Raw genomic sequence first — 24068 nt, 5'->3', positions numbered from 1 at the left:
CGTGACCCCAAAAAGCGATCGCCCTAATCCTATCCTGTGTCAGTTGATTGCAGAGCGTATTGCCGCCGCACCGCAGCAACGCATCACTTTTGCTGAGTATATGGACTTAGTGTTATATCACCCACAGCAGGGATACTACGCTACAGCAGCTAGTAAGATTGGGGCGCAAGGCGACTTTTTTACCTCACCCCACCTAGGAGCGGACTTTGGTAGGTTGCTTGCCGAGCAATTTGTCCAAATGTGGGAGATTTTGGAACACCCCACCCCTTTTACTTTGGTAGAAATGGGCGCAGGTCAAGGCTTAATTGCTGCCGATATCCTCAACCACCTAAAAACCGATCATCCTGAAGTCTTTAACGCTGTTGAGTACATCATCGTCGAGAAAGCCGCCGGGATGATTGCCCAGCAGCAGCAAGTGTTGGAAAGGTTGGGGAGCAGGGGAGCAGAGGAGCCGGGGAGCCGGGGAGCCGGGGAGCCGGGGAGCCGGGGAGCCGGGGAGCAGGGGAGCAGGGGAGCAGAGGAGCAGGGGAGCAGGGGAGCAGAGGAGCAACAAATTCAGGACTTAGGACTCTCTTCGCCAATCACCAATCACCAATTCCCCAAACTGCGCTGGTGCAGTTTAGAAGAGATTCCCGACGCCTCCATTGTGGGTTGCTGCTTTTCTAATGAACTGGTGGACGCTTTGCCCGTGCATCAGTTTGTACTGGAAAATGGACAACTGCGGGAAGTCTATATCACGGCTACGGAAACGGGACAGTTTGTGGAAGTGACGGCGGAACCCTCAACCTCCAAACTGGCGGAATATTTTGAGTTAGTAGGAATCGATATTACGTCTGCTGACTATCCAGAAGGCTTTAGGAGCGAGGTAAACTTGGCAGCTTTGGACTGGCTGAGTACCGTCGCCCAGCGGCTAGATCGGGGCTATCTCCTGACAATTGATTATGGTTACACAGCAGTGCGTTACTACACGCCTCAACGGTATCAGGGGACGTTGCAGTGCTATTACCGCCATCAGTATCACAATGACCCCTACTGGAATATCGGACATCAGGATTTAACGGCTCATGTAGACTTTACAGCTCTGGAGCGTCAGGGCGATCGCTGTGGCTTGCAGACGGTAGGGTTTACTAAACAAGGGATGTTTTTGATGGCGTTGGGGTTGGGCGATCGCATTGCGGCTCTTTCTTCCCCCGAAAGCGATCGCGCTCAACAAGTTGCCACCGCACAAGATCTCATGGCTATTATGGGGCGTCGCGAAGCCCTTCATCAGCTCATTGACCCTTCAGGATTAGGAGGCTTTGGAGTACTGATTCAAAGCAAAGGGTTGACTTTGGGGCAACAAGCACAAGCCCTCAAAGGTTTGAGTATGCCGCCGATGTAATTGGGACGTTCACCCTGACGACATTAATCTGTCACCGATAACAAATAATTAGTCACTCTACACCAGAGAAACCTCAGCACTTTTAGTTGCTAATTACTTGAACTTGCTAAAGAAAGCGGGCAGGTAATCATAGTAGCGATCGCTAACCAAATACATAGCATCAATTGTGCAACTACCGCAGCCTAGAGAGCGCGCATTGAGCATGTCAGTCAATCGATCCGATGAAACACCAACTGAGGGCAAATGTCCTGCTGGTGCAGCCGCCGTGTAGTTGAGTTCTGTATCTAACTGCCATAAACTCCCGCTTAACTCCATACCAACCGGATTGCTTTCTGGTAGAGGCTGAGTTCTATGCCATCCCACGGCTTGAGCAAAGCGGTCTACCCGGGCTTTGGAGTTTTTGGCATCTTTGGCAACTTGCTGCCAAATCCGTTGTTGAGCGCTGAAGCCAAACCGTCCATTACTGGCAGTTGACCAGAGGGTGTCAAGGGTTCGCAGGTCTTCTAAAGGAATGTCATTGAAGACTGATTTGCTACTGAAGAGCAAATCTCCTTGAGGTCTGGCTAAACGTTGGAGAATTGCACGAGTCTCGACATCTGCGGCTTGCCAGTTTTGTGCAGTCAGCAGATTCTCAAGATGGCTGTAGTTGATGCGCCATTTAGAGGGGGAGCTAGAACTGGGAAGTACATCAAACGTAAAGTTAGAAACAAGCTCCTGGAACGTTTGCCGAATTGGGGCTTCGGCATCTTGATAACCCACACTCAAGCGGAACACGTAACGGCTATCCGGGCTGGTGAATAGTACATTGTCGTATTCGTAGAGTCCTGTGGAGGTATAGGCGATCGCTTTTTGTCCAGCAACTGTGAGCGGCTGCTCTTCATTGCTGCTGAGTTCTCCTTTCCAGTGGGTGAGAGGCAGTTGTGGGGAGTTGTTGTAGACGGTGATGCTGATGATGGGAGGAGTTTCAGGCAAAGAGATACGGGTGAGGAAATCAGATTGTTTCCACACTTCCAATACTTCTAAAGGAGTCGTCGGTTGCGTTGAGGGCGTCGTTTCGGATGGCGTGATGATATAGCCACTCGGAGAAACAATCCGATAGCCAAAGCGATCGCTCAGGTAAAAAACATCGCGGGGTGACGCAGGAGGAGTAGAACTTGCCGTTGGACTTACAGCAACAGCTTTACTCCCTCGCGGTTGCTCCGGTAAGGAAAGCAGTGGAGTGGCACTACAAGCAGCTAGAAATGTCAAAAGTCCAAGGGTGATGATGCGCTTCATTACGGCTAACTTGATGAATCCTAATCGTGATTAGATATTGTGTCGTTTTCAGAAATCTCACAGTAGAGATGTTTTCTGTGAGACGATGTTAGCCCAGTTGCCAAGTTTACCCGTGGGGTCGTTCCAGAATTTGAAACTGTCCTCCTCAAAAGGAACTTTGGCTTAAGAGGAATGGTACTGAGCTTAAGTGGCAAATAGTTGTTCTTGAGAAAAACCCAGCTTGGGGGGCTTCCCCCCAATCCCCCCACTCTTGGGATGAGTGCCTCCCCCAGACCCCCTGCACAAGGTTTGATCGCTTGTGATGAATTTTTTTAAATCAGTGCCATTCGGCTTAAGAGTCCTGTTAGGAATGAGGGGGAGAGAAATCAACTGCTTTTACCCCAGCAGAGAAATACGCAAGTCAAATGCCCACTAGCCGCTCAACTCACGTATTAGTGCGGAATTTCTCGCCTGCTCTCTGTAGTGGATGAAGCACCAACTTGTCAGCGCGCGATGAACCATAAACAAAGAATTTCACTAAAGCTAAAGCGAAACTGGACAATTTTGTTCGGTTTCTATTTCCTATTTTTATTAACTGTAATCATTTCTGCATATCAAGGTATTTTGCCAGTAGAACTAGAACATATTCCGTTTTATGACACAGTTGGACACTTTGTTTTATTAGGCATCGCCTCTTACCTGGGTCACAAAGCTCTTAATGGGCAAATGTTCAAAATTCGGTTTTTTCCTGTTGCTCTACCGCTAGCACCAGTTCTCATTACTATGTTCATAGCAATAGAGGAAAGTTTCCAACTCCTCTCACCAGTTCGCACCGCGAGTCTAGTAGATATGACGGCTAATCTAATCGGGATTTGGGGCTTTTACTGGTTAGCTACGCGAAAATAGTCTCTTTGATTGCTGGGTAGATGAGAACCTAGGCAGAAAACTTTTTCAAAGCTTCATCAAAAAATCTCCGAGGAAGGTAAATAACTTTAAAAAGATTTTGTTATCACATAAATAGGCAAGGAAATTATTTACACCATTGCCGATTAAACAACATTTTTGACGAATTCATAGTTAATGAGGTGATTACTATGGCACGCCGTTACAATCAAAACCAAGCGCCTTTAGTAAAAATTGTCTACTCGAAGATAAAAGTCAACGGCAAAGTGGAGTTAGTACCGCTGGAATTATACGCTGATGGCTCTCTTCAAAAAGTGAAGTAACAGAGAGATTTTTGGCTTTCGTTAAGTTTAAATAAGGTTTTCTTTCTGTAGAGACGCGACGAATCGCGTCTTTTTTATTGCTGTTGGTTACGGCGGAGGATGTAAGCGGCTCAACCTAATTCGTCATTTTTCGCAGATAGTGGGGACGGCAGGGGGTGCCCCAGCAGACTTGCGCTGGGGGGATGGTGCTGAAGACGCTACTACGGGCCCCAATAATGGCATTAGAACCAATTCGGACGCCAGGGGCGACAAAGCAATCAGTGGCAATCCAGACGCCGTTACCAAGGGTAATGGGGGCAACGACTAAGCTAAAAACTGGATCTTGGATGTTATGACTGCCTGTGCAAAGATAGCTTTTTTGGGAAACGACGCAGTGGTTGCCGAGAGAGATTTGTTCCAGGCTGTAGAAAACAGTGTCGTCACCAATCCAGCAGTAGTCGCCAATTTGGACTTTCCAGGGATAGGTGAAACGGGAAGTCGGTCGAATGATGACGCCGATGCCAATTTTTGCGCCAAATAGCCGCAGCAGCGCACAACGAAGGCTATTCAAAGGATGCGGGCTTAGGGGGAAGGCAATAGCCTGTACCAACCACCACAGTAGGACAAACCAGCCAGGGCGTCCTCGGTCGTACCCGCTCTGGTTGTAGCGGCGTAAATCCACATAGGCGGCGGCATCCCAGTCGAGTTGGCTGGGTTCTACAGTCTCTGTAGGCAGGGGTTGGGGAAGGGGGAGATTAGAGGAATCTCCCTCAGACGAAGGATTGGGAGTAGCGGAAGCCATTGTTCTCTAATTGGTTTTAGAGGCAATGGACTGGGAAGGGGGAGGCGGTGTCACGGGTGGTGTTTTAGCAACGTTGAGCTGACCGCTAAATTGCTGCAATTCGTAGAGTTTGACGCCAATTTGATACTCGTACTGACTGAGTAAGCGCCCATAGGTGTAGCCAGCTTTTCCATCCAAAAATCCTAGCCGCAGGAAGTAGAAAATAATGAACCGCAGGGTTGGTTTGAAGGGTAGCCACACCCAGACTTTTCTCAGAAAACGCTTGCGTTGCACCGCATCTCCAAACGGGTTTGCACCAATTGTGCCAGCTTCGTCTTTGCCTGTGAGCATGTTGAGATAGACGCGGGCTTCCCAGTTGGAGTAACGATTGTGCCGTTCTAGCCAGTGATAAATGTCTTTGAAGTCCATGTGCTCCATGTCATTTTTTAGGTAAGCAACGCGACCGTTTAGGATGACATGTTCGTGGACTTCGTTGTCGCCTGTGTTGCGGATTTCTTCAGTGCTGAGGTTTTCGTAGCGACCTTGTTTGTGCTTGAACAAGCGGAGGTTCCAGTCGGGATATTTGCCACCGAAACGAATCCACTTGCCGAGAAAGTAGACTCGACGGTTGAGGTAGTAGCCATTGTAGTCAGGGTTTTGGATGGCGATCGCAATTTCGTCCCAAAGTTCTGAGGTAATGCGCTCATCGCAGTCAACAATCAATACCCATTCGTTGCGGAACGGCAGATTTTCCAACGACCAATTTTTCTTTTTCGGCCAACGACCGTTGAACTGAAATTGTACGACTTTTGCACCATGACTTTCGGCAATTTCAACGGAGCGATCGCTACTATCAGAATCGACAATAAATACTTCATCAGCTCTCTCCACGCTTGCCAGACAAGCTGGCAGATTGGCTTCCTCGTTTTTGGCTGGAATCAAAACCGAAACCGGGATTTTGGAGTTAGTGGAAGTCATAATCTGTGAATCCGCAAGGTTCATTTGTAGGGTTTAGGACTTGTCGCATTAATCATTCCTCTTGAGTTATTAGTCTTTAGCCGGAAAGACCAGCTACTCTAAAACTCTACAGAGACGGATCAAGAGCGAAACAATCGGTTAAGAGTTCTTGGGCTTGGGCGAAACCGCCTTTTGCTTGTCGCCGGAGAGCATTCCTTGAATGGCAGCACTCAAATAACCAATTTGACCATAGGCATACACTAAGTTATCAAAGCGCTCGGCAGGGCTGCCAAAGTATTTCAGAGATTTGTACAACCCCCGGACGATGCGTTCGCTCCCTCGCAGGAGTTGAGGAGGGCCTGAGCGTCCTGTAACTTGTTCACGGTAACATTCGCTAATGCCTTGCCACCAGCCCCGATTTAGGAACCAAGTGCGCTCTAGGCGTTCTACAGCAACGTTGTGGGCAACGAGTGCCTCTGGGAGATAGGCAACTTGCCAGCCCTGCTTGAGGGCAAGTTCGGTCATATGCACTTCTTCGTTGGAGAGAAGATTTTTGCCAACCCGACCCAAATTGACATCAAATCCGCCAATTTGTTCGAGGAAGTTCCGCCGGATGGAGTAATTTAAGCCCCTAGGCGTTAAACCGGGCTGTTTGATATAAACCATCTCTTCACCCAGATCATAGGCTCCTAGATTGCCTGCGAGTCCCGCAGATAGCCAGGACGGAGCCGTAATTCCCTCCGGCCAAAGCAGTGTGACTTTGCCTCCGGCGATCGCTAATTTTTCGTTTTTCTCATACGCCTCAACAAGTACTCGCAGCCACCCCAAGCTGGCAACGGCATCATCATCTAAATACGCCAGAATTTCTCCTTGTGACTCTTTGGCTCCCCGGTTCCGCGCTACAGATAAACCCGTGATGGGTTCGTAAACATACTTGAGACGAGGGTGAGACAGGCGTTCTTTAACGATTTCTGATGTGCGATCGCTGGAGGCATTATCAACCACGATCACTTCATAACTATCAAAGTCTTGCTGCAATAAGCTATCAATCGCAGCGCCTAAATACTGTTCCCGATTGTGGGTACAGATAATTGCAGAAATCTTCATTGGAGGGGTTGGCGATTGGGGACTGGGGATTGGCAGACCGGGGATGATGTTCACTGTTTTTACACAATGAACTATTCCTGCAAATGACTATGTAAAACGATCAAAGTTTCAGCAAGTTGGCTGAGGCGAGTTTCTAGGTACTGCTTGCGACTGAGGAGTTGGCGGAGTTTATGATAACGAGCGATCGCCATACTGACATCAGGCACTTGTTCGGCGGGGCAAGGCTGTGACCACAATTTACCATCGGCATCTAGTCCACAGAGGCGGTAGCCTGTGCGGGGCGCTTGATAAGTGACGTTAGTATCGGACTGATTCAGGACTTCTTCGTAGTCCATCAGTCGGTCAGTTTCTGCGTGACGGACTGTTTCACCACCCATTTCGGATTCACGGGCATGAGAATCTAGCCAGCCGTCTACAATTGGCCCTTCCAGATAAATGTCTTGAACTTGGCGCAAAATTTGCTGTAATTCCTTCTGCCAGCCGCCGACAACACCTTCAATTTCTTTTAGCAGGTTCATTGCTAAAGCGGGATTGGCGGCGTGGCGATGGTCGCTGAAGCTAGGAGACTTAAACTTTGGCAGGCTTGGAGTTTTGCCACCGTGATATTTGTGGGCAGGGAAAGGCTGCACCGCCATTGAGAAGGATGGCTCTGGAGAATTGGTGCGGGAGCGTTTTGATGACTGACTACTGCGACTTTTAACGGCAGTGGCTGTCTGTTGCTTGGCTCCCGCCTTGGCTTGTGCCAAGCGATTTAGTGTTGTCTCTATCCGTTGTAATTCTGGTTTCATAGTTTTCTCTTGTCGCTGCGATTGCCAATCCCTAACCGACTTACTTAATCCTGGTAAGATTTTCTGGCATTGTCTTGTGCCAATCTAGGTTGTTTTACTTGTCAGTACAAGTATTTATTTTTGTCGTCATTTTAACTGTATCTCTTGGCAGAAACGGTAGTTTTTCAGGAATTGGGTGCGGGGAAAACGACCCAGACAAGAGCGATCGCACTTCAGGAGAAGAGAAAATTTGTCATGGCAGGGGAGGTAATCTTGGCAAGACGGATCATTTTAGTAGCGGGCCCGGCTCGGTCTGGTAAAAGTGAGTGGGCAGAATACTTGGCGACAGAGACGGGGAACTCTGTGATCTACGTCGCCACCGCTCACGTTGACCCCAATGATACAGAGTGGCAAGCCCGCATTGAGCAACACCAACGCCGTCGCCCGGAAAGTTGGGAAACGCTATCGGTGCCAAACGACCTCGCTGCCACGATCGCGGCATCATCCCAGGATGGCTGTCTGTTGATTGATTCTTTGGGGACTTGGGTCGCTAATTTTCTTGATCGCGATGACGAGGAGTGGGAGAAAATCTCCCAGGACTTGCTGCAGGCAATTAAACAGGCAGTTAGTGATGTGATTTTGGTGGCTGAGGAGACAGGATGGGGAGTGGTTCCGGCTTATTCCTTGGGGAGAAAGTTTCGCGACCGCTTAGGGACATTAGTCCGCTTACTAGGAGCGATCGCCAACCCCGTTTACTTGGTTACCTGTGGTCATATTCTCAACCTTAGTGTTTTGGGTTCGCCACTCCCAAACGCCTGATTATCGGTACCATAATAGAAGTAAATAGGCAAAAACACCCCGTCCCTAAGCACTCATCTATGGCATCCGAACAACAGGTCAAACGCTATCTTGCTTATTGGTTTCAACTCGGTAAGAAGGTTGTACTCCGCAACGGACAAGAAACCCTAACACCAGAAAAGGTCATAGCAGGCGATCGCTACAGCCAGGAGTTTGAAGAGATTTGGCAGAAAATTCTCTCCCCCAAGAGCGGTGAATGTCACCTAGAAGGCACTGAGCAAACCATTGATCAACTGTTAACCCCAGTGTGGGATCTATCATCCTGCTCTCGCTGTGAGATGCCTGTGCCTGTAAAAATGGCTGGGATGCCATCAGAACTATGTCCCTGTAACGACATATCTGGTTGGCCCAACACCGAACTTCCAGCACCGCGAGAGCCTATCAGCACTCCGGATAAGTTGACTGCCATTCGCGATCGCTTACAAAGAATTAGTAACTAGGGCAAACAAAATTAACACTAGGGTAGGAACGAACGACCCTTCGCTCCTACCCTAATTCCCCTATCGTTTGCGGCTAATTACCAGTAGTGCAACTACCATTCCAGGTTACCCACTTGTGGGAGACGCCACTTGATGTTGTTTCCTGAGTGATTGTGTCTAGGTTCAAACCCGTTTCACTTAAATCAGCCCCAACTAAATCAGCACCCGTTAAAGAAGCACCCTCTAAGCAAGCACCACTCAAATTAGCACCACTCAAATCAGCACCGCTCAGTTCAGCATCGGTTAAGTTAGCGCCATCAAGATTGGCTTGATGCAAGTTTGCACAACGCAGATCGGCACCTGTTAGGTCAACTCCCGCCAAATTGGCTCCCGTCAAATCGCTGCCAATCAAGTTAATTTCTGTTAAATTAGCTCCGGTTAAATCAGCTCCACTCAAGTCAGCATTAGTCAGGTTGGCTTGGTGGAAACAGGTACCGCTTAAATCTGCTCCTTTCAAATCAGCCCGACTAAAATCAGAACGGTTAAAATCAGCCCGACTTAAATCAACTCCAGGGAGGGAAACTCCGGGAAATTTTGCTTCTTGAAAGTTTAATTTTCTTGTTGCGTATAGATTTAGAAGTTCTTGCGTGTTCATCTTTAAAATCTCCTAAAACTTCAATTTCAAAAGCCGTGAAGTGGGATTTCGTATTCAGATAAAATCCCAAAAATGTGCAGGCAACTTCTTTGAGTTGCCCAAATTATTCAGATGTACAATTCTCGTCTCACACCAAACCAAAGGAATACCAATTCCCTTTGAGCTTGCATTACAGGTGCAATCTCTGAGTGTAAATGCATTTAAAATCTAGGTCAGAAGGTTTAGGACAATTTACAACTGACCAGCAGACTACATTTTGTTATTTTTCGCCTACTTACACAAAATCTTATAGCAACTCTCGCCTAGTGGTTCCTAGGTTTAACAGAAGTTCATTGACTTAATTATCAGCCTTTGGTAAACAGGCTCTCTCTAGTGCGTCGGGCGGCGCAAAGGGGTGTTGGTTTTTGGTCGGATGCGGAGTATTACGAGCCGATGTCAGATGAAGCAGCACACCATCTAGTTCTCGGTTTTGACGCAGTTACCACAAAACAGATCAGCAAGTTTTTGCCAGAATTGAAACGGCTTTTTAGATTAGACCTAAAATTAGCTCTGTGCAAAAACTTACCTGATTGGCGATGCTCTAGCAGTTCTTCAATCGTCGTAATTAGAAGCAGACATTCCGCACCACCAGGATTTAACTAAGTATGACTACATCTCAAGCTGAACGGCTTTTGTTCCGGCTAGCCGTTTGGAGTTGACGTTTACGTTTGGCAGTAGTACCCAAAGCACCAACAACTACCAATCCTAAAACAGCAGCAGGTTCAGGAACGCTCTTTTGCGGTTCAGCTTGCAGCCTTTCCAAGGCGGAGTTGGCAATAATTTGATGGGTAGCCGTGGTGGGGTGTATGTTATCCCAGAACAAATACTGTTGGGGATTTTGACACAGTGTAAAAAGGCAAGAATCCGTTACATTGGTGAGACCAAATTCCGAGGGATTGGCGACCGCATTACTGAATAGAGAATTCACATCCAGAGAAAATATATTCGCCTCAGAAGCAAATTTTGAGGCGAGTCCATTTAGTCGAGAATTATGCTTCTGGGTTAACTTATTGAGGCGTTGAGCCTGGGGAGTGTTAGCCGTCAGTGGCAGCTCGCCTAAATTTGGCAGGTTAACCAGCATGATATTTTCAGCACCGGAATTAATCAGAGAATCCAAGGCAAAGGATAAATTGGCGATTGACTGATTAGGTGTTTGAAACGGCGTGAACGTCTGGCTTTCTGTGGGCAAATAATCGTTAGCCCCTGCAAACAGGATGTAGAGCGGATTCTTATCCGGCTGAGTAATGAAGGGAGCAAGCTGGCTATACAAGCCAATCTGCTGCGTTAATCCTGGCAACTGAGGGAGAATTGTATTGTCTGACCCTGTTGTCGCCCCCCCAAAGGCAAAGTTTGTACTTCCAGATACAGCTCCCGCAGGGATAGGGTCGAGATCGGGAGCAGGAATGATTCCTAAAGCTTCGGCGAGGTAATCCACCCAAACAGGGCCATTAGAAAAGCGCCCATTAAAGTAAAAGGGGCTTGGGGGAACCAATCCTCCAGTGGAATTACTCACATTTCCTGTATCAGAAACGCTGTCACCAAAGACAAAAAGCTGATTAAACGTGGCGGCGTTCGCCTTGAGCGGTAGCAGGAATGAAAAGAGAAACAGACCCGTGGTAACAATTTGTTTTTTCATTTTTTGAGAGTTTTGGTTTTTTGCGAGGATTTTACTCACATTAAGGAAAGTTGGGCGAGTCAGCTTGCACTTGAAAGGCATCTTTTGTTCTGACTCAAATAATTGCGTCAGTAGACATACCCAAACTTACCTTTGTAACTATGCTTTTCATCTATATTTTTCAGTATTTTTGAAAGCTCTAGTTGAGATTCTATGAAGATGGTGTAAAGAGTTGATGAAGTCATGCAATGTCTCTACATAGCTTGGCGATTGAGAAATACTTGCTAAAAATGGTGCAAGATCTCAGCTAATCTTTCCAGGCTTTAGGCTGACGGAATTTGTACACATCTTCGATGAGCTTTGTCCAACTACTAGAGATGGATTCTAGGAGGCGATCGCCTTTTTCTTTCGTGGCTACTGTGGGATCTCCCAGTACTCCACTTTGAGACAAATCTCGCGTCACCCAAGAAAAGGGCAACTTCCCTTCCATACTCAGCAGGCTATCTTCCGGCATCTCTGGAGGATACTCGGCTACCGCCTGCTCCATCTGCACCTGATCCGGCAAAATCGAGAGCAGCACGCTGGTTTCTGCATCCCCTGCATGGATGCCAAACTCAACTTCCTTCACTGACAGCAATTCCTTAGCAATGTGGGGGGCTCGCCAGGTAAAGAAGGGGAAAACTAGAAAGTCGTCATATTTAGCGTGCAAATCCCGTGCGGCAATATCCATAATTTGGGGTTGTCCACCGTGGGCATTCATCAACACCAATTTGCGAAAGCCAGCACGGTAGATGCTTTCTGCCATCTCCATCAACACGGCTAATAAGGTTTGGGCAGAAAGGGTAATCGTGCCGGGAAAATGGTCATGTTCGTTAGATTTGCCGTAATGCAGTGTAGGCAAGGCATAGGCAGGGATATTAGTATCCAGTTTTGCTAAGGCTTTGCCAGTAATAGCAGTAGCGATCGCGGCATCAACAATAATCGGTAAATGAGGGCCATGTTGTTCAATTGCCCCCACGGGCTGAATAATCACTACATTTTCCTTATCCGGCATCGCTTGAATTTCCGTCCAAGTGAGATAAGAAAAAAAGCGTTCTGGGGGAATAAAACTATGCATCATTAGTTTTGAAATTGGTAGAGTGAGGTTAAAACATTACAAATAGGAATAGCAATGATAAGCAAATTCAAAAGTTCCCATAAATCCGATATTATCTATCCTGACAGCAATGGACAGTTAGTGGCAGACAATACTAAGCAGTTTCAATGGATTGTCCTTATCAAAGAAAACTTAGAATTATTGTTTGCTAACAATCCTGAAGTGTTTGTGGCTGGCGATCTGCTCTGGTACCCCATTGAAGGCAACAATACCATTCAAACAGCGCCTGATGTGATGGTGGCATTTGGCAGATCTAAAGGAGACCGGGGTTCCTATCGGCAATGGCAGGAAAATAACATCAATCCTCAAGTCGTATTTGAGATTCTTTCCCCTAGCAACACACTTAAGGAGATAATGCAAAAGTTTCTTTTCTATGACCGTTATGGGGTGGAGGAGTATTATCTATATGACCCAGATAAAAATGATTTTACAGGCTCCTTACGTGCTGAATCAGGTTTAGAAGTTATTGAAGAAATCGCAGGTTGGACAAGTCCGAGGTTGGGAATTCGGTTTGAATTAACTGATAGCGAACTGCAAATTTATCGCCCTGATGGACAACAATTTGCCACTTTTGTAGAACTACCCCAACGAGCAGAGCAAGCTGGGGCATTATCACAACAGGAGCGGGCTTTACGAAAGCAAGAACAGCGGCGACCTGAACTGTTGGAACAACGATTGCGGGAATTGGGAGTGAATCTAGAAGATTTGTAATATAGCAATAATGTAAGATTCCTAAGAGGGTGTCTGAGAAGTATCTAATTATGCCAGCCGCTTGAGCATGAGCCGAGAAGATGAACTGAACCTAATAACAACCTGATTCAGAACAAAATATGGATATCCCTCTTCTATCGCTTAGTTTACCTTTCACGAATTTTACGTCATTTCACTTGACGAAAGAACGACGTTTTAGACAGATTTAACAGGAGAACAATAAAGTGATAATGGATCATTTTTCTATCCATAAATCTTTAATATTTTGTGGCACGAAATCAAGGGGAAACTCTTCTATTCCTTGCCAGCCTGGAGAGATATATTCATGAATTTCTATTTCTGTAAAACCATTTACATAAAGTTTTTTGTCGTAATCTATGACAATTTGCAATGACCAATGGTTTGCATCTTCACGTTGCAGTAGTTCTCTTACCTCTTGATAAGAAAGCTCGTACCTTTGTATGGCATTAAGAAAATCCGAGAAGTTTCTGTCATTTACTTCGAGCAAACCATTGCGAAATAAAACAGAATTTTGAGATGTGATACAACTGGGATCGTACCTAGCATAGTCTAAAATCCATTCGACTACAGTACAAACAAAAAATCGCCATTGTGATTGATATTTGATGATGCCAAGTAAATCATCAAGATCGAGTTCGTCTAAGTTCATCTTTCTGTTAATTTTATATTTTTAAAGTTCCTGGAATTGCCGCTTCTACTAACTTTTGTATCCAGTTTGCGGGTAGTTCATATCCAGTAGATTCATGTTCCGCTAAGCCCAATTCTCGTCTAATCGAAGGTGTTGTCTTCGATGGATCTGAAATTTCCGGTGCACTTCTATTATGGCGAATCTCTGACTATCGCTAGTTTTCATTCCTCCATCTTCCAGAATGTAAGTGTGAGGATGGCAATGAAAGCCCCCTGTTGTTCGTGGTAGCTAATAATCTCATTCAGCCGTTCTTCAGTGGTGTAGCGCACGACTTGTAAGGCAGCAGGTACAACTTGTCCAGCGATGCGAATAAACTCTAAGTGGCTGTACGCAGGCTAACCCCGGCTTAATCCACCGAATCTCGTTCATCCGCGTCAAGTCGAGAATCACCCCACCCTCAAGAGGAATGCACTGTCCGTAATTTCCTGTTCCTGCACCTCGCACAGTTAAAGGAATTTTGTATTTCACGCAGGTAGCAGCTACCCGCAAGACTTCCGCCTCATTGACAGGACGCACAACCAAATCACCAGTCTTGTCCGCTAGCTGCGGTTGCAGTACGGGGCTGAAGTGGTAATAATCCTGAGAGAGTTTGGCAATCTGAACAGAGTCGGTAATCGTTTCTATTCCCGCTAATTGGGCTAATAAAGCATCCCTGTCAATTGATTGAGTAGTCGTCGGAGGTATGTAATTTTCCGGTTTTTTCACAAGTTTTCAAGTAGTATTTAGTACCCGCTCATAGTCCCCAGTGAAATAGAGCGATCGCTCCCTTCATCTCGACTTAGGTACCGCTCAAAGAGTAGAGTTGAAGAAATAAACATTTTTTAATCAAACTAATGCGTCAGTTTGTTTTGTGGATCGCTATTTTGTGGACGGCTATTTGTTGGTCTATAGGGCTGTTGTTTAGCCTTTACTTATTTCTCGGCTGGGATATAAACTACCACTCATCGCCCTACGTTGAGCTATCGCGCTCTCTAGTTTTTGGTCTTGTTAGCGGAGGAATGGGGGGATTGGGCATTGCGGTAGGATTGATTTCGATTGTATCCACTCAGTATTGGAGAAGCTTCCTTGTTGTTCCCATAATTTGGGCGATCGCCCTAGTTGCTGGTGCGCTTGTATCCTTAAGCTGGTACGATTACACGTCGCCTGAGATTTTGTTTGCCACCGGAGCGATCGCCGGAGTAATTGGCGGATTGCTTATGGGCTTAATCCTCAAGTGGTTTAAACCTTCCCTAAAAGGGACGCAGGTACTGCGAGTCATCATTGCTTGGGCTATTTGCCTGCCTCTAAGCCTGACGCTATTTCATGATTCCGTCCTACTTATTCTTACTAATATTGTCGGTGGGTTACTGACCTACATTCTGACTACTGTTGTTAGCGGATTGCTCATTGCCACAATTGGCGGTGGAGTAACATTTTGGCAACTAATCGCTAACGGAAAATAAACTCAGCGTCAGGTCAATCCTCACTTATCTATAGCCATCCTACTAAATACCTTGAACCCCTTTTTCTTCTCTTCCTCTGCGTTCTCTTCATAAATTATCCAGTTCCGAGTAATCCGGTAGCTTCGTATCAATCTCCTTACCATTTCTCAAAATAATACGATCGTGCTGCGATCGCGACAACAACTCACTGAAATAACGAGCCTTAAAAATAACTAAGTCCGCTGGCAACCCAATAGCAATTCGTCCAACAGTTGGCAACCCAATTAAATCTGCTGCCGTCTTAGTAACCGTACAAGGAGAGTCCCCATAAGGCGTATCCAAATGAGCAATGCGGACGGATTGGGTAAAAACTTCTAAGACATCGTGGTCGCCAAATCCATAAAAGGCGTCGCGGCAATTATCGCTAGCAACAGCAATCGGGATGCCCTGTTGTTTGAGTTCGTGCAGGATAGTCACGCCTCGCAAACGAGGGGTGCGATTGGGTTGACGGTCTTGCAGATAAAGATTGCACATCGGCAGGCTGACGATGCCAATTCCTGCTTGCTTGACTAAGGAGAGGGTGTTTTCAACTGATTCTGGTGACTGAACTGACAGGCTACAGCAGTGTCCGCAAACGATTTTCCCGGCGAACTGATGGCGGATAGCGGCTTGGGCGATGTGGCGGAGGCAGATTGAGCTGGGATCAGTATTTTCATCCGTGTGGAAGTCAAGGTCGAGATGGCGTTCCTTTGCCAGGGTAAAGACTGCATCTAACTGGGCGTCTAAGTCAGGATGCGTGTAAACTACACCTCCGAGGATGCCGCCGATTTCGGCAATGCGGTCAGCTAAAGCTATTCCTTCTGGAGTTTGGTAGTAATCAAGGGTTACTAGGGAAACTGCTTGCAAAATGACTCGATTCGCCCATTCGTTTTGTAAGGTTTTGAAGACGCCAAGACTAATCGCCGCTTGTTCCCCGAAGGAATCAATGTGAGTGCGAATGGCTTTTGTACCATGGGCGTAGCTGCACTTGATGCCAAACTCCATGCGGCGGTAAACGTCTTCCTCGTTCCAATATTCTGCATCTTTATGAACGGTAGTGAGGGCGCTATCGAAGGTGCCATCGGGATTAGGACTACGCTCGCAAGTGTGACCCTTATCTAAATGGCTGTGGATGTCCACAAAACAGGGAAACACAATCCCATTTTTTAGATCGTGTCTGAGTTCTTGTCGGCTAGTAGCCGTTGCTGGAACAATATTGGCGATCGCATTCCCCGCAATTTCAATATCTACGGCTACTAAACCTTCCCGCGTCTTTGTTGCGGCGATCGCCTCCTCTGGATTCAGCAGACAGGCTGGTACATGAGCATTTGTCAGCCAGTAACGAGGTGCAGTTGGAATCATGACTTTTTCTCTTCCTTTTTTCTGGTAAGTATCTTATTCATAAATGTCAGGATTCGTTTCCATTTTGTGAATGCGAGGTCACTTCTTAGAGAAGTCAGTAATCTGAGAGGCTAACATCTCGCTGACAATATCAATAGAACCTCATCACAACAGACAACCATGTTAGAACTGCATTGTCATACCACTTATTCTGATGGCACCCTGACGCCGGGAGAGCTGGTACAAAAAGCGATCGCGGCTGGGGTGCGGGCGCTGGCGATTACTGACCACGACACGATTTCGGGTTGGGAGGAGGCGTTTGCAGCGGCGAAACACTACGAGCTGGAAATTGTTCCGGGACTGGAGTTGAGTACGGTTCATCGCGATCGCTCTTTGCATATCCTCGGCTTTTATCCGCAACCCGAACGGCTATGTGCGCCTTTACAGGAGCGTTTAGAAGGACGCAAACGCCGTTCTAGGCAAATGATGGAAAAGTTAGCAGAGTTGGGTTATCCGATTGAGCTGCCCTCAATGGGAGAAGGAATGGCACCGGGACGCCCCCATATTGCTAACGCTTTGGTACGAGCCGGATATGTGCAGTCGGCGCAGGAAGCGTTTGAGCGTTGGTTAGGGGATGATCAACCCGCTCATGTGCATTACGAGAAGTTTTCTATTGCTGAGGGGATAGGATTGTTACGTAGTTCCGGTGCTGTACCCATCTGGGCGCATCCCTACCTATTTCGGGGCGGCGCAGTTGAGGAGGTTTTAGAGGAATTAGTCGCCGTGGGTTTGATGGGAGTGGAAGTGTATCATCCTGGTCATAGCCCTAGTCAAATGAGACGCTTAGAAGCGTTGTGTAATCAGTACAATTTACTGATGACGGGGGGGAGCGATTACCACGGGCCCAGCCCTGATGGTAAAAAAGCAGGGAGTACCCTCAATCAGATGCAGGTGCCGCTATCTTTGCTTGAGCCGATTAAACAGGCAGCTCTACAGCTAGCTTAGGAAAATAGTGCTAAATCCCTCGGTTGGTGAGTCAGTCAACCCACTTCCGTGAGCAACTTTTGGCAAGCTTTTATCCCGCCAGACTGGCTTCCTGCTGGAGCCAGCAGTGCAGAAAATCAGTGAGCCATTTTTCCATAGCGATCGCATATACAGCATGATTTTGTAGCTGTTCGTCGCGAGACTGCGCCCCTGGGTTGCTCAGGTGTTCGGCTCCCAGTACAGTCCACTTTTTCAGCATCTCTTCCGTCATCTCTGGATGAAACTGCACACCGACGGCGTTCTCACCGTAACGAAAGGCTTGATTGACAAACGTTTCCCCTGTAGCCAAAGAGACAGCACCCGCAGGCAGTTCCCACCCTTCATTGTGCCAATGATAGACATACAGAGGTTCGGCAAAATCTTTCCTTCCAGCCGAGGTGGGCATAATCGGGAAATAGCCAATTTCTACTTTTTCCTCTGGATGGGGCTTGACTGTCGCCCCTAATACCCGCGCCAACAGTTGAGCGCCCAGACAAATTCCTAGGTAGGGCTTTCCAGAGGCAAGCGCCACAGGAATCCAATCCAGCTCTGTTTTGATAAACGGTAAGGTTTCGTCATCATTAGCACTCATCGGGCCACCGAAGATCACCACCGCTTTGTGGTCATCCATGGTCAGTGGGAGGGGGTCGTTGTTGCTAGGGCAACGGATATCGAGGGTATAACCGTAACGGTGCAAAATCTGCCCCACCAGACCGGGGTCAGACGTGACTTGATGGATGATGACGAGAATTTTGTTCACTGTTTATTTTTAATCGCTGCCTAACTTGTAACTTAACGTGAGTTAGGGAGTTGTGGCTGTTCAAGGCGAGCCGGGGAGAGCTTTCCAAGTAGTATTTGCTCTGGAGGTTTAGATGACTTTCCAATGTGGATTGGTCAAACTTGTGAGGATATGGTCTTCCATTTTCCCATTAACTAATAAATAATTTTTGGCGTATCCTTCTTCAATGAATCCTAATCGTTTTAGCAGCTTGCCACTACGCTGATTGTGGGGCATATAGTTTGCCATCACTCGGTGCAAATTTAAGTTTTGAAAGATATAAGGAATTGTAGATTGTAGAGCTTCGGTCATATAACCTTTGCCTTGTTCTACTTCCGCTAAGTTGTACCCTAAAAAGCAAAATTGTGCTGATCCTCGAACAAAATCAACATTGCCAATAATAGTTTCGGGATTTAATCGTGGAAAAATAAACAACTTTAAAGCTCGATCTTTTCTGAATTCTTTAATGTTTTGATTGACTTGCTTTTGCCAAAATGTTTCAGTAAAGAAGCTGTCAAACCAACGGGGATGAAAGGGGGTGAGATAGGTCTTATTTTCACTGTAGTAGTTGATGATAGCGGCAACATCATCGGGTAAGGCAAGCCGCAGATAAAGGCGATCGCTTGTAATTAGAGGTAACAAGTCAGGCATCTGAATATTAATCTCTCCTGGGAATCCTTCATGGGTACTATCGACGCGGTTCTCCGGCTGATGTGAGTGCCACCGGGAACTTCTAGGGGCAACGTTGACATCAAGTGCTTAGGGGAACGCCTGAGATGCAGTTAGTTGTAGGTGAGGCACTGTCCACCACTGAAAAATGTAGATTTATGCTAAATTGCACGAGCTTTGAGAGAAAACCGGACAACTAACAAAAATACCGTAATCATTACTAATGCACGATCATCACGCTCACTGCAACCATCACGCCGCACTGAATAAAGACTCTGTTGGTTCCAACAAAACTAGAGTACTAACCATCGCTCTGACGTTAATTGCTGGCTTTTCTCTGGTGGAGTTAATGGCTGGTCGATTTAGTCACAGCTTGGCGCTGATGGCAGATAGCGGTCATTTGTTTTCAGATTGCTTTGGTTTAGGGTTAGCACTGTTAGCAACATGGATGACGCGCCAACCCCTGTTGAGAGGCGATCGCCGTTTGGAAGTATTAGCGGCTCTAATCAACGGCATCTCAATTGTAGCGATCGCCTTGTGGATTGGTTGGGAAGCCGTGGTGCGCCTGCAATCTCCCCCCGACGAAATTCTCAGCTTGCCAATGCTAGTCACCGCGAGTGTTGGGTTGGGAGTCAACAGTTTTAATGTTTTTCTCCTGCACAAAGATAGCCACCACGACCTCAACCTCAAAGGCGCATTCCTGCACGTTTTTGCCGATGCTGTTAGTTCTGTGGGCGTTGTGATGGCGGCGATCGCTATTTGGGCACTGAAATGGATGTGGGCGGACGGCGTTATTAGCTTATTAGTCTCCGGCGTGATTCTGATTACGGCTGTTCCCTTAGTTATGCAAAGCCTCAATGCTTTGTGGGGAGAACAGCAGGTAGTAATTGAGGATTAATTAAACATCGCTCTGGCGGTGCTTCGTGGCAGAAAAAAGCGCTATAAATCCTCGCCTGCATCCTACAGCAAAGTCCTGAGTCGGTGAGTTGAAGATTCAACCAGCACTTGCTTTTAGAGAATCCGGAATGCCCTAACCTATGGGGCGACTGGTATAACGTCACTCCTCGCTACAGCTTCGTTACATTTGCGGCGGTTGGCGTCAAACATCGAGTAGATTGGCACAAAATTGAGCCAGAACTTCAGCCTGCGGGCAGATATCTGCACGAAGCATTTAGTAAAGAAGAGGCATATGAAAGCAACTTATTCCCTGAGTCACTCGCTCATTGCTGCCCATCACCCCTCTACCGTAGATCTGCTAATTAGTTTCCAGGGGGAAGCAGAAATCCGCAACCAGGCTCCCCGGCGTCCCCTCAATCTGAGCTTAGTAATCGATCGCTCCGGCTCTATGGCTGGGGCACCCCTCAAACAAGCGATCGCCGCCGCCCAAAGGCTGGTTGAGCATCTGACACCAGAAGATTATCTGTCGATTGTTACTTATGACGATACCGCTGAAGTGGTTTTTCAGCACCAGCTTGTCCAGGATAAATCCGCCATTCGTCAGGTGATTGGCAAAATCAAAGCCGGCGGATGTACGAACTTGAGCGGTGGCTGGCTGATGGGATGCGATCGCGTTGCAACCCAACAGTCCACTGAACGAATCAACCGCGTTCTCCTATTAACCGACGGACAGGCAAATGTCGGCATTACCGATTCCCAGATACTCATCAACACCGCTAGGAAAAAAGCCGAAGCTGGAATCATTACGACAACTTTAGGGTTTGGCAGCTACTTTAACGAAGATTTGCTCATCGGCATGGCAAATGCGGCAGAGGGAAACTTCTATTTCATCCAATCTCCTGATGATGCCTCTGATGTCTTCCGCATCGAACTAGAAAGCCTCACCTCTGTTGTTGCCCAAAATCTTACCGTGACGATGCAACTAGAGGAATCTGTAGAGATTGCCAAGATTCTCAACAATTATCGCACTACGGCACTTGGCAACAACCCAGAAATCTTCTTGGGTGACGTTTATGAGGTTGAGCCGAAAAAGTTAGTAGTAGAACTCTCCCTCCCATCGCTAACTAACCTTGGCGTTACCAACATTGCTACCGTCTCCTACAAATATCAGACGGTTGTAGATGGCAGCATCCAACAGTTCACCGACGCAATCCCGATTGTGATTACCATTGCGTCCGAGGAAGCCGCCAATAGTAGTCAGCCAGATGCCGTTGTCGTCGAACAGGCAAGCCAGTTAAGGATTGCGAAAGTCAAAGAAGAAGCGATCGCCCTGGCTGACAAAGGAGATTACACCGCCGCCTCCCAAAAACTTCGCCAAACCCTTGAGGCTCTCCAGCAGGCATTGCACGAGTCTTTTGAAGTTGCCGAAGAGATAGAGCAGTTGGATCACTACGCCCAACGTCTAGAAAGCAAACAGTTTGATAGTAGTATGCGGAAGGAGATGCGCGACCAGTCTTACCAGGCACTAAAACGCGATCGCGGCGATTTAAAACTGCGAGGCGTTGCGGCGGGTTCAGCTAGCAGCTTAGAAGCGGTTTCCCACGCGGATACAGGCATTCTGGTACAGTGCTTCCGTGAAGGAGGTAAGTTGCGAGTTCGCGTAATTTCTGACGGCTATAACCCCGACTTCAATGTGCAATTCCCCCGGAACCTTCGCCAGGAGGGCGTTACTTATGTCGTTGATGAAATCAAGCTATCGGCTGACAGTAGCTTTTATCGCGCCTCCGGTACAATCCGCCGCTTAGTAAAGCCAGGAGAGGAACGCGCGGCGAATACATCTTCTACCAAAAGCTCAAAACGACAAAAGCTCAATGCACCTACGTCTGCTGCCGATTTAGAAACAGTCGATACGGTGGGGGATGGTGTTCTCGTTCAGTGTGTTAAAGAAGGCAAGAAGCTGAGGGCGAGAGTTGTTTCAGATGGCTACGATCCTAACTACAACATGCGCTTTCCCCGCGACATTCGAGAAGAAAACATCCTCTATGTTGTGGACGAAGTGGAAGAAGCTAAGAATGGGGGTTCTTATATTGCTTATGGAAAGATTCGCCGATTAATTCAATAAGCGATCGCTTTTACGCTCCTGGAAATACGCGCTTTAAATCGAGAGATAAGTCAGGAAAGCCAGGAAGTGTAACCGTTTCATTTGGCAAGGCAATCTGCCTGATCCGATAGCCAAATTTCCCTTGAGTATCTTGATAGGGCTGACTGTAGCGCTCCAGTTGATTAGCAACCAAATTCATCATCCAATAATCCTGAATTTGGTTTTCTGCATACAAAGATAGCTTGACAGTTCGGTCATACTCCAAGGTGGAGTCTGAAACTTCAACGACCAGCAGAATATCCTGGGGATAAGGATGATGGGATAAGTAATCATCTGGCTGTCCTTGGGCGATCGCCGCATCGGGTTCTGGCTCGCTGTCGGCAGATAAAACGATCGGCTCCTGTCCCCGTACCACAGCACAATTGACGACTAACCGATCCAACTCCCGGATTAGCTTAGTATTGCCAACCGAATGCAGCGTACCTTTAGCCGCCATTTGCACGAGTTCTCCCCGAATCAGCTGCACGCGATCGCCCTCAGCAAAGAAACCTAGCTCAATCAGGCGATGATACTCGGTTACTGTAAAGCGCTTAGTGGTGACCGGGAGCATACTGAGTCAGCAGGAAACGACACCTTTATTTTCTCGCAAGTGACGCGGCGGGATATGAAGCGATCGCTCCCCATCATCGGGGAGAAGTCAGAATAATTCTTCTCCCTCCTCGTCAACGGCACCATGCTTTACCCATAAATGACCCAATCAAAACCCTCAGAGGGATTTGGGTACAGCCGTTTCCAGAATTTATCAGTCGCTATTAGCTGATGACGGCGGAAGTTAGGAAAACAACGCCAATGGCGCTAATTGCCAAACCTGCAAGTTGGGTTGGGGAAAAGGGTTTGCCGCTAAAGTTCTGTAGCGCCCATTTGCCGCCTACGAAAGCGAAGAGGGCAATACCGTACTGCATGATGAAGAAACCTAACAGATAAGCAATCAGCGGTGACATTTCTGCACCGATAATGGACTCACCATAGGCGAAACCATGAAATAAGCCTGCAATGGCAGCTATCACGGTGAGTACTAACCCGTTGGGTTTAGTTGGGATTGCCAGAATAGCTCCGAAGGCGACGACAGAAAAGGAAATTACAATTTCAGGGCTTGGTAAGTCAATACTGAGCAGATGAATCCCCGTTCCTGCGAGGGTTGCCACGATGAACCCGGTGGGAATCAATAGTCCCTGCGTCAGTCCAATGGCGACTAATCCGCTAGCAATGACAAACGCTAAATGATCCAGACCTACAACCGGGTGTCCCAATCCTGATAGGAAGCCAGTGATGAAGTTGGCGGGTACCTGTCCTCCTGTGGGATGGTGAGCGATCGCCTCTGGAGCCGCACACAACAACCCAGCAATTACAAGAATGACTATACCCAAGCCAAGTCCCTGTCTATGCTTGAGAAAAGGCGATCGCCCAGGGTGAGCAGAAACAGAATGTACGAGTTTTGCAGATTTGACATGGGACATGGAACACCTCTGTATTCACAACAATAGATTTGACAAACTGGTTTCGGGGACTGGCAATTGATAGTGGGAAAGATACGAAGTTGTTGATTTGCTTGATCCTGAAGATTGTTCCCCAATCTCCAAAACATATCGATGTAGAAATGCACAGTTGAGGGACTGAGCTGCGGTCGCGATCGCTACCTACTCTCACCTGTAATCAAACCTCAATCAGCCTTTCAGCTAAATTTTGTTCAGTACCGTATTCCTAAAACCAGCAACTCGTAGCCTAGGATACTAGATGATTGATGAGCCTCTTACCTAATTCGTCGAGTTAACTGCTCAATCCGCGCTGGTATGACGTTAATTCTCAGCGATTGACTGCTTCCTACAGACAGCGACGGCTATAACCACTAATTAATTTTTGTAATTTCCAATCAGTCCTCATCCGTACCTCGCAGATGTTTTTAATATCGACTTTCTTCATCGGCGGGCATTCTGACTGAGAGAACATCTCATTACAGTTGCGGTACAGTGCCGGATTTTCACCGAACTTTCCCCGTTATCTCTGGTAGCTGCTCCCTACCAGAACCGATGCATGGGTACTGTATCACATTTACTAAACTGGCGTTATCCTCAACAGCCTCGCCAACTTAGGCATTCATAAAAAGAGGGGCACGCTATAGCGCACC

The 24068-nt window shown here is 47.3% G+C and carries 24 protein-coding genes, 1 pseudogene and 1 riboswitch; of the genes and pseudogenes, 10 read left to right on the top strand and 15 right to left on the bottom strand.

The features are described from left to right. The first annotated feature begins 1 nt into the window (after position 1). Positions 2–1381, top strand: a complete 1380-nt coding sequence (locus AC5JR3_RS02215; RefSeq protein ID WP_495842607.1) for a class I SAM-dependent methyltransferase — start codon at positions 2–4, stop codon at positions 1379–1381. A 93-nt stretch (positions 1382–1474) separates the two neighbouring features. Here the strand turns inward: AC5JR3_RS02215 and AC5JR3_RS02210 are convergent, their stop codons facing one another. Beyond that, a complete protein-coding gene (locus tag AC5JR3_RS02210) occupies positions 1475–2656 on the bottom strand; it encodes a GUN4 domain-containing protein (RefSeq protein ID WP_495842605.1) in 1182 nt (393 codons plus the stop codon). A 492-nt stretch (positions 2657–3148) separates the two neighbouring features. On the opposite strand from AC5JR3_RS02210, the gene AC5JR3_RS02205 reads away from it, so the two are divergent. Next, entirely contained in the window at positions 3149–3541 is a 393-nt protein-coding gene (locus AC5JR3_RS02205; RefSeq protein ID WP_495842603.1) for a VanZ family protein, read from the top strand. A gap of 188 nt (positions 3542–3729) precedes the next feature. Next, positions 3730–3861, top strand: coding sequence for a hypothetical protein (locus tag AC5JR3_RS02200; protein ID WP_495842602.1), 132 nt, complete (start codon positions 3730–3732; stop codon positions 3859–3861). A 115-nt stretch (positions 3862–3976) separates the two neighbouring features. Here the strand turns inward: AC5JR3_RS02200 and hpsU are convergent, their stop codons facing one another. The 4 genes from hpsU to AC5JR3_RS02180 form a co-directional block, all read right to left on the bottom strand. Beyond that, on the bottom strand, positions 3977–4642 hold the full coding sequence (hpsU, locus tag AC5JR3_RS02195) for a hormogonium polysaccharide biosynthesis acetyltransferase HpsU (RefSeq protein WP_495842600.1): 666 nt from the start codon (positions 4640–4642) through the stop codon (positions 3977–3979). 6 nt (positions 4643–4648) lie between these two features. After that, positions 4649–5599, bottom strand: coding sequence for a glycosyltransferase family 2 protein (locus tag AC5JR3_RS02190; protein WP_495842598.1), 951 nt, complete (start codon positions 5597–5599; stop codon positions 4649–4651). Positions 5600–5737: 138 nt separating this feature from the next. Further along, positions 5738–6685, bottom strand: a complete 948-nt coding sequence (locus AC5JR3_RS02185; RefSeq protein WP_495842595.1) for a glycosyltransferase family 2 protein — start codon at positions 6683–6685, stop codon at positions 5738–5740. A gap of 71 nt (positions 6686–6756) precedes the next feature. Beyond that, positions 6757–7473 carry a hypothetical protein gene (locus AC5JR3_RS02180; protein ID WP_495842593.1) on the bottom strand — a complete coding sequence of 239 codons (717 nt, stop codon included), beginning with the start codon at positions 7471–7473 and terminating at the stop codon, positions 6757–6759. A gap of 234 nt (positions 7474–7707) precedes the next feature. Here AC5JR3_RS02180 and cobU point away from each other — a divergent pair, with 234 nt between their 5' ends. Then, on the top strand, positions 7708–8271 hold the full coding sequence (cobU, locus tag AC5JR3_RS02175) for a bifunctional adenosylcobinamide kinase/adenosylcobinamide-phosphate guanylyltransferase (protein ID WP_495842683.1): 564 nt from the start codon (positions 7708–7710) through the stop codon (positions 8269–8271). 59 nt (positions 8272–8330) lie between these two features. Continuing rightward, positions 8331–8750, top strand: coding sequence for a hypothetical protein (locus AC5JR3_RS02170; protein ID WP_495842590.1), 420 nt, complete (start codon positions 8331–8333; stop codon positions 8748–8750). Between the two features lie 73 nt (positions 8751–8823). Here the strand turns inward: AC5JR3_RS02170 and AC5JR3_RS02165 are convergent, their stop codons facing one another. The 3 genes from AC5JR3_RS02165 to AC5JR3_RS02155 all read right to left on the bottom strand — a co-directional run bounded on the left by AC5JR3_RS02165 (position 8824) and on the right by AC5JR3_RS02155 (position 12155). After that, complete coding sequence (locus AC5JR3_RS02165) at positions 8824–9384, bottom strand: pentapeptide repeat-containing protein (RefSeq protein ID WP_495842588.1); 561 nt, start codon at positions 9382–9384, stop codon at positions 8824–8826. Between the two features lie 655 nt (positions 9385–10039). Beyond that, complete coding sequence (locus tag AC5JR3_RS02160) at positions 10040–11059, bottom strand: SGNH/GDSL hydrolase family protein (RefSeq protein WP_495842586.1); 1020 nt, start codon at positions 11057–11059, stop codon at positions 10040–10042. Between the two features lie 286 nt (positions 11060–11345). Further along, positions 11346–12155, bottom strand: a complete 810-nt coding sequence (locus AC5JR3_RS02155) for a creatininase family protein (RefSeq protein WP_495842682.1) — start codon at positions 12153–12155, stop codon at positions 11346–11348. A gap of 54 nt (positions 12156–12209) precedes the next feature. Between AC5JR3_RS02155 and AC5JR3_RS02150 the strand changes: the two genes are divergently transcribed. Further along, on the top strand, positions 12210–12905 hold the full coding sequence (locus tag AC5JR3_RS02150; protein WP_495842584.1) for a Uma2 family endonuclease: 696 nt from the start codon (positions 12210–12212) through the stop codon (positions 12903–12905). Between the two features lie 235 nt (positions 12906–13140). On the opposite strand, the gene AC5JR3_RS02145 is transcribed toward AC5JR3_RS02150, so the two are convergent. Both AC5JR3_RS02145 and AC5JR3_RS02140 read right to left on the bottom strand, forming a co-directional pair. Further along, positions 13141–13575: a hypothetical protein gene (locus AC5JR3_RS02145; RefSeq protein WP_495842582.1), complete on the bottom strand. Its 435-nt coding sequence runs from the start codon at positions 13573–13575 to the stop codon at positions 13141–13143. Positions 13576–13938: 363 nt separating this feature from the next. Further along, positions 13939–14298, bottom strand: a pseudogene (locus AC5JR3_RS02140) (FAD-binding oxidoreductase); the annotation flags it as partial. A 149-nt stretch (positions 14299–14447) separates the two neighbouring features. Here AC5JR3_RS02140 and AC5JR3_RS02135 point away from each other — a divergent pair. After that, positions 14448–15056 carry a hypothetical protein gene (locus tag AC5JR3_RS02135; RefSeq protein WP_495842579.1) on the top strand — a complete coding sequence of 203 codons (609 nt, stop codon included), beginning with the start codon at positions 14448–14450 and terminating at the stop codon, positions 15054–15056. Positions 15057–15143: 87 nt separating this feature from the next. Here AC5JR3_RS02135 and AC5JR3_RS02130 read toward each other — a convergent pair whose 3' ends face one another. Beyond that, the gene (locus tag AC5JR3_RS02130; protein ID WP_495842576.1) at positions 15144–16436 is read right to left on the bottom strand and encodes a cytosine deaminase; all 1293 of its coding nucleotides are present in this window, start codon (positions 16434–16436) and stop codon (positions 15144–15146) included. A gap of 159 nt (positions 16437–16595) precedes the next feature. Between AC5JR3_RS02130 and AC5JR3_RS02125 the strand changes: the two genes are divergently transcribed. Further along, positions 16596–17420 (top strand): PHP domain-containing protein, encoded by an 825-nt coding sequence (locus AC5JR3_RS02125; protein WP_495842574.1) that lies wholly within the window; start codon positions 16596–16598, stop codon positions 17418–17420. A 70-nt stretch (positions 17421–17490) separates the two neighbouring features. Here AC5JR3_RS02125 and AC5JR3_RS02120 read toward each other — a convergent pair whose 3' ends face one another. Both AC5JR3_RS02120 and AC5JR3_RS02115 read right to left on the bottom strand, forming a co-directional pair. Then, on the bottom strand, positions 17491–18198 hold the full coding sequence (locus tag AC5JR3_RS02120; RefSeq protein ID WP_495842572.1) for a glutamine amidotransferase-related protein: 708 nt from the start codon (positions 18196–18198) through the stop codon (positions 17491–17493). Between the two features lie 108 nt (positions 18199–18306). Beyond that, positions 18307–18867 (bottom strand): GNAT family N-acetyltransferase, encoded by a 561-nt coding sequence (locus tag AC5JR3_RS02115; protein ID WP_495842570.1) that lies wholly within the window; start codon positions 18865–18867, stop codon positions 18307–18309. Between the two features lie 241 nt (positions 18868–19108). Between AC5JR3_RS02115 and AC5JR3_RS02110 the strand changes: the two genes are divergently transcribed. Together AC5JR3_RS02110 and AC5JR3_RS02105 are read left to right on the top strand one after the other, a co-directional pair. Continuing rightward, a complete protein-coding gene (locus AC5JR3_RS02110; protein WP_495842568.1) occupies positions 19109–19783 on the top strand; it encodes a cation diffusion facilitator family transporter in 675 nt (224 codons plus the stop codon). A 291-nt stretch (positions 19784–20074) separates the two neighbouring features. Further along, on the top strand, positions 20075–21904 hold the full coding sequence (locus AC5JR3_RS02105; protein WP_495842566.1) for a vWA domain-containing protein: 1830 nt from the start codon (positions 20075–20077) through the stop codon (positions 21902–21904). A gap of 10 nt (positions 21905–21914) precedes the next feature. Here the strand turns inward: AC5JR3_RS02105 and AC5JR3_RS02100 are convergent, their stop codons facing one another. Both AC5JR3_RS02100 and AC5JR3_RS02095 read right to left on the bottom strand, forming a co-directional pair. Beyond that, positions 21915–22493, bottom strand: coding sequence for a Uma2 family endonuclease (locus tag AC5JR3_RS02100; protein WP_495842564.1), 579 nt, complete (start codon positions 22491–22493; stop codon positions 21915–21917). Between the two features lie 202 nt (positions 22494–22695). Continuing rightward, positions 22696–23400 (bottom strand): HupE/UreJ family protein, encoded by a 705-nt coding sequence (locus tag AC5JR3_RS02095; RefSeq protein ID WP_495842562.1) that lies wholly within the window; start codon positions 23398–23400, stop codon positions 22696–22698. A gap of 447 nt (positions 23401–23847) precedes the next feature. After that, a riboswitch (cobalamin riboswitch) is annotated at positions 23848–23987 on the bottom strand. Between the last annotated feature and the right edge of the window lie 81 nt (positions 23988–24068).

The organism is Kastovskya adunca, assembly GCF_059505785.1.
This window is presented reverse-complemented; position numbering and strand designations above follow the sequence as displayed.

Bases quoted from the DNA above. Each gene is read 5' to 3' on its own strand.
- AC5JR3_RS02115 (WP_495842570.1), bottom strand. From the start codon at position 18,867: ATGCCTGACTTGTTACCTCTAATTACAAGCGATCGCCTTTATCTGCGG.
- AC5JR3_RS02180 (WP_495842593.1), bottom strand. From the start codon at position 7,473: ATGAAACCAGAATTACAACGGATAGAGACAACACTAAATCGCTTGGCA.
- AC5JR3_RS02205 (WP_495842603.1), top strand. From the start codon at position 3,149: ATGAACCATAAACAAAGAATTTCACTAAAGCTAAAGCGAAACTGGACA.
- AC5JR3_RS02100 (WP_495842564.1), bottom strand. From the start codon at position 22,493: ATGCTCCCGGTCACCACTAAGCGCTTTACAGTAACCGAGTATCATCGC.
- AC5JR3_RS02155 (WP_495842682.1), bottom strand. From the start codon at position 12,155: ATGCATAGTTTTATTCCCCCAGAACGCTTTTTTTCTTATCTCACTTGG.
- cobU (WP_495842683.1), top strand. From the start codon at position 7,708: ATGGCAGGGGAGGTAATCTTGGCAAGACGGATCATTTTAGTAGCGGGC.
- AC5JR3_RS02145 (WP_495842582.1), bottom strand. From the start codon at position 13,575: ATGAACTTAGACGAACTCGATCTTGATGATTTACTTGGCATCATCAAA.
- AC5JR3_RS02200 (WP_495842602.1), top strand. From the start codon at position 3,730: ATGGCACGCCGTTACAATCAAAACCAAGCGCCTTTAGTAAAAATTGTC.
- AC5JR3_RS02105 (WP_495842566.1), top strand. From the start codon at position 20,075: ATGAAAGCAACTTATTCCCTGAGTCACTCGCTCATTGCTGCCCATCAC.
- AC5JR3_RS02210 (WP_495842605.1), bottom strand. From the start codon at position 2,656: ATGAAGCGCATCATCACCCTTGGACTTTTGACATTTCTAGCTGCTTGT.
- AC5JR3_RS02170 (WP_495842590.1), top strand. From the start codon at position 8,331: ATGGCATCCGAACAACAGGTCAAACGCTATCTTGCTTATTGGTTTCAA.
- AC5JR3_RS02190 (WP_495842598.1), bottom strand. From the start codon at position 5,599: ATGACTTCCACTAACTCCAAAATCCCGGTTTCGGTTTTGATTCCAGCC.
- AC5JR3_RS02160 (WP_495842586.1), bottom strand. From the start codon at position 11,059: ATGAAAAAACAAATTGTTACCACGGGTCTGTTTCTCTTTTCATTCCTG.
- AC5JR3_RS02135 (WP_495842579.1), top strand. From the start codon at position 14,448: ATGCGTCAGTTTGTTTTGTGGATCGCTATTTTGTGGACGGCTATTTGT.
- AC5JR3_RS02165 (WP_495842588.1), bottom strand. From the start codon at position 9,384: ATGAACACGCAAGAACTTCTAAATCTATACGCAACAAGAAAATTAAAC.
- AC5JR3_RS02150 (WP_495842584.1), top strand. From the start codon at position 12,210: ATGATAAGCAAATTCAAAAGTTCCCATAAATCCGATATTATCTATCCT.
- AC5JR3_RS02185 (WP_495842595.1), bottom strand. From the start codon at position 6,685: ATGAAGATTTCTGCAATTATCTGTACCCACAATCGGGAACAGTATTTA.
- hpsU (WP_495842600.1), bottom strand. From the start codon at position 4,642: ATGGCTTCCGCTACTCCCAATCCTTCGTCTGAGGGAGATTCCTCTAAT.
- AC5JR3_RS02130 (WP_495842576.1), bottom strand. From the start codon at position 16,436: ATGATTCCAACTGCACCTCGTTACTGGCTGACAAATGCTCATGTACCA.
- AC5JR3_RS02110 (WP_495842568.1), top strand. From the start codon at position 19,109: ATGCACGATCATCACGCTCACTGCAACCATCACGCCGCACTGAATAAA.
- AC5JR3_RS02125 (WP_495842574.1), top strand. From the start codon at position 16,596: ATGTTAGAACTGCATTGTCATACCACTTATTCTGATGGCACCCTGACG.
- AC5JR3_RS02095 (WP_495842562.1), bottom strand. From the start codon at position 23,400: ATGTCCCATGTCAAATCTGCAAAACTCGTACATTCTGTTTCTGCTCAC.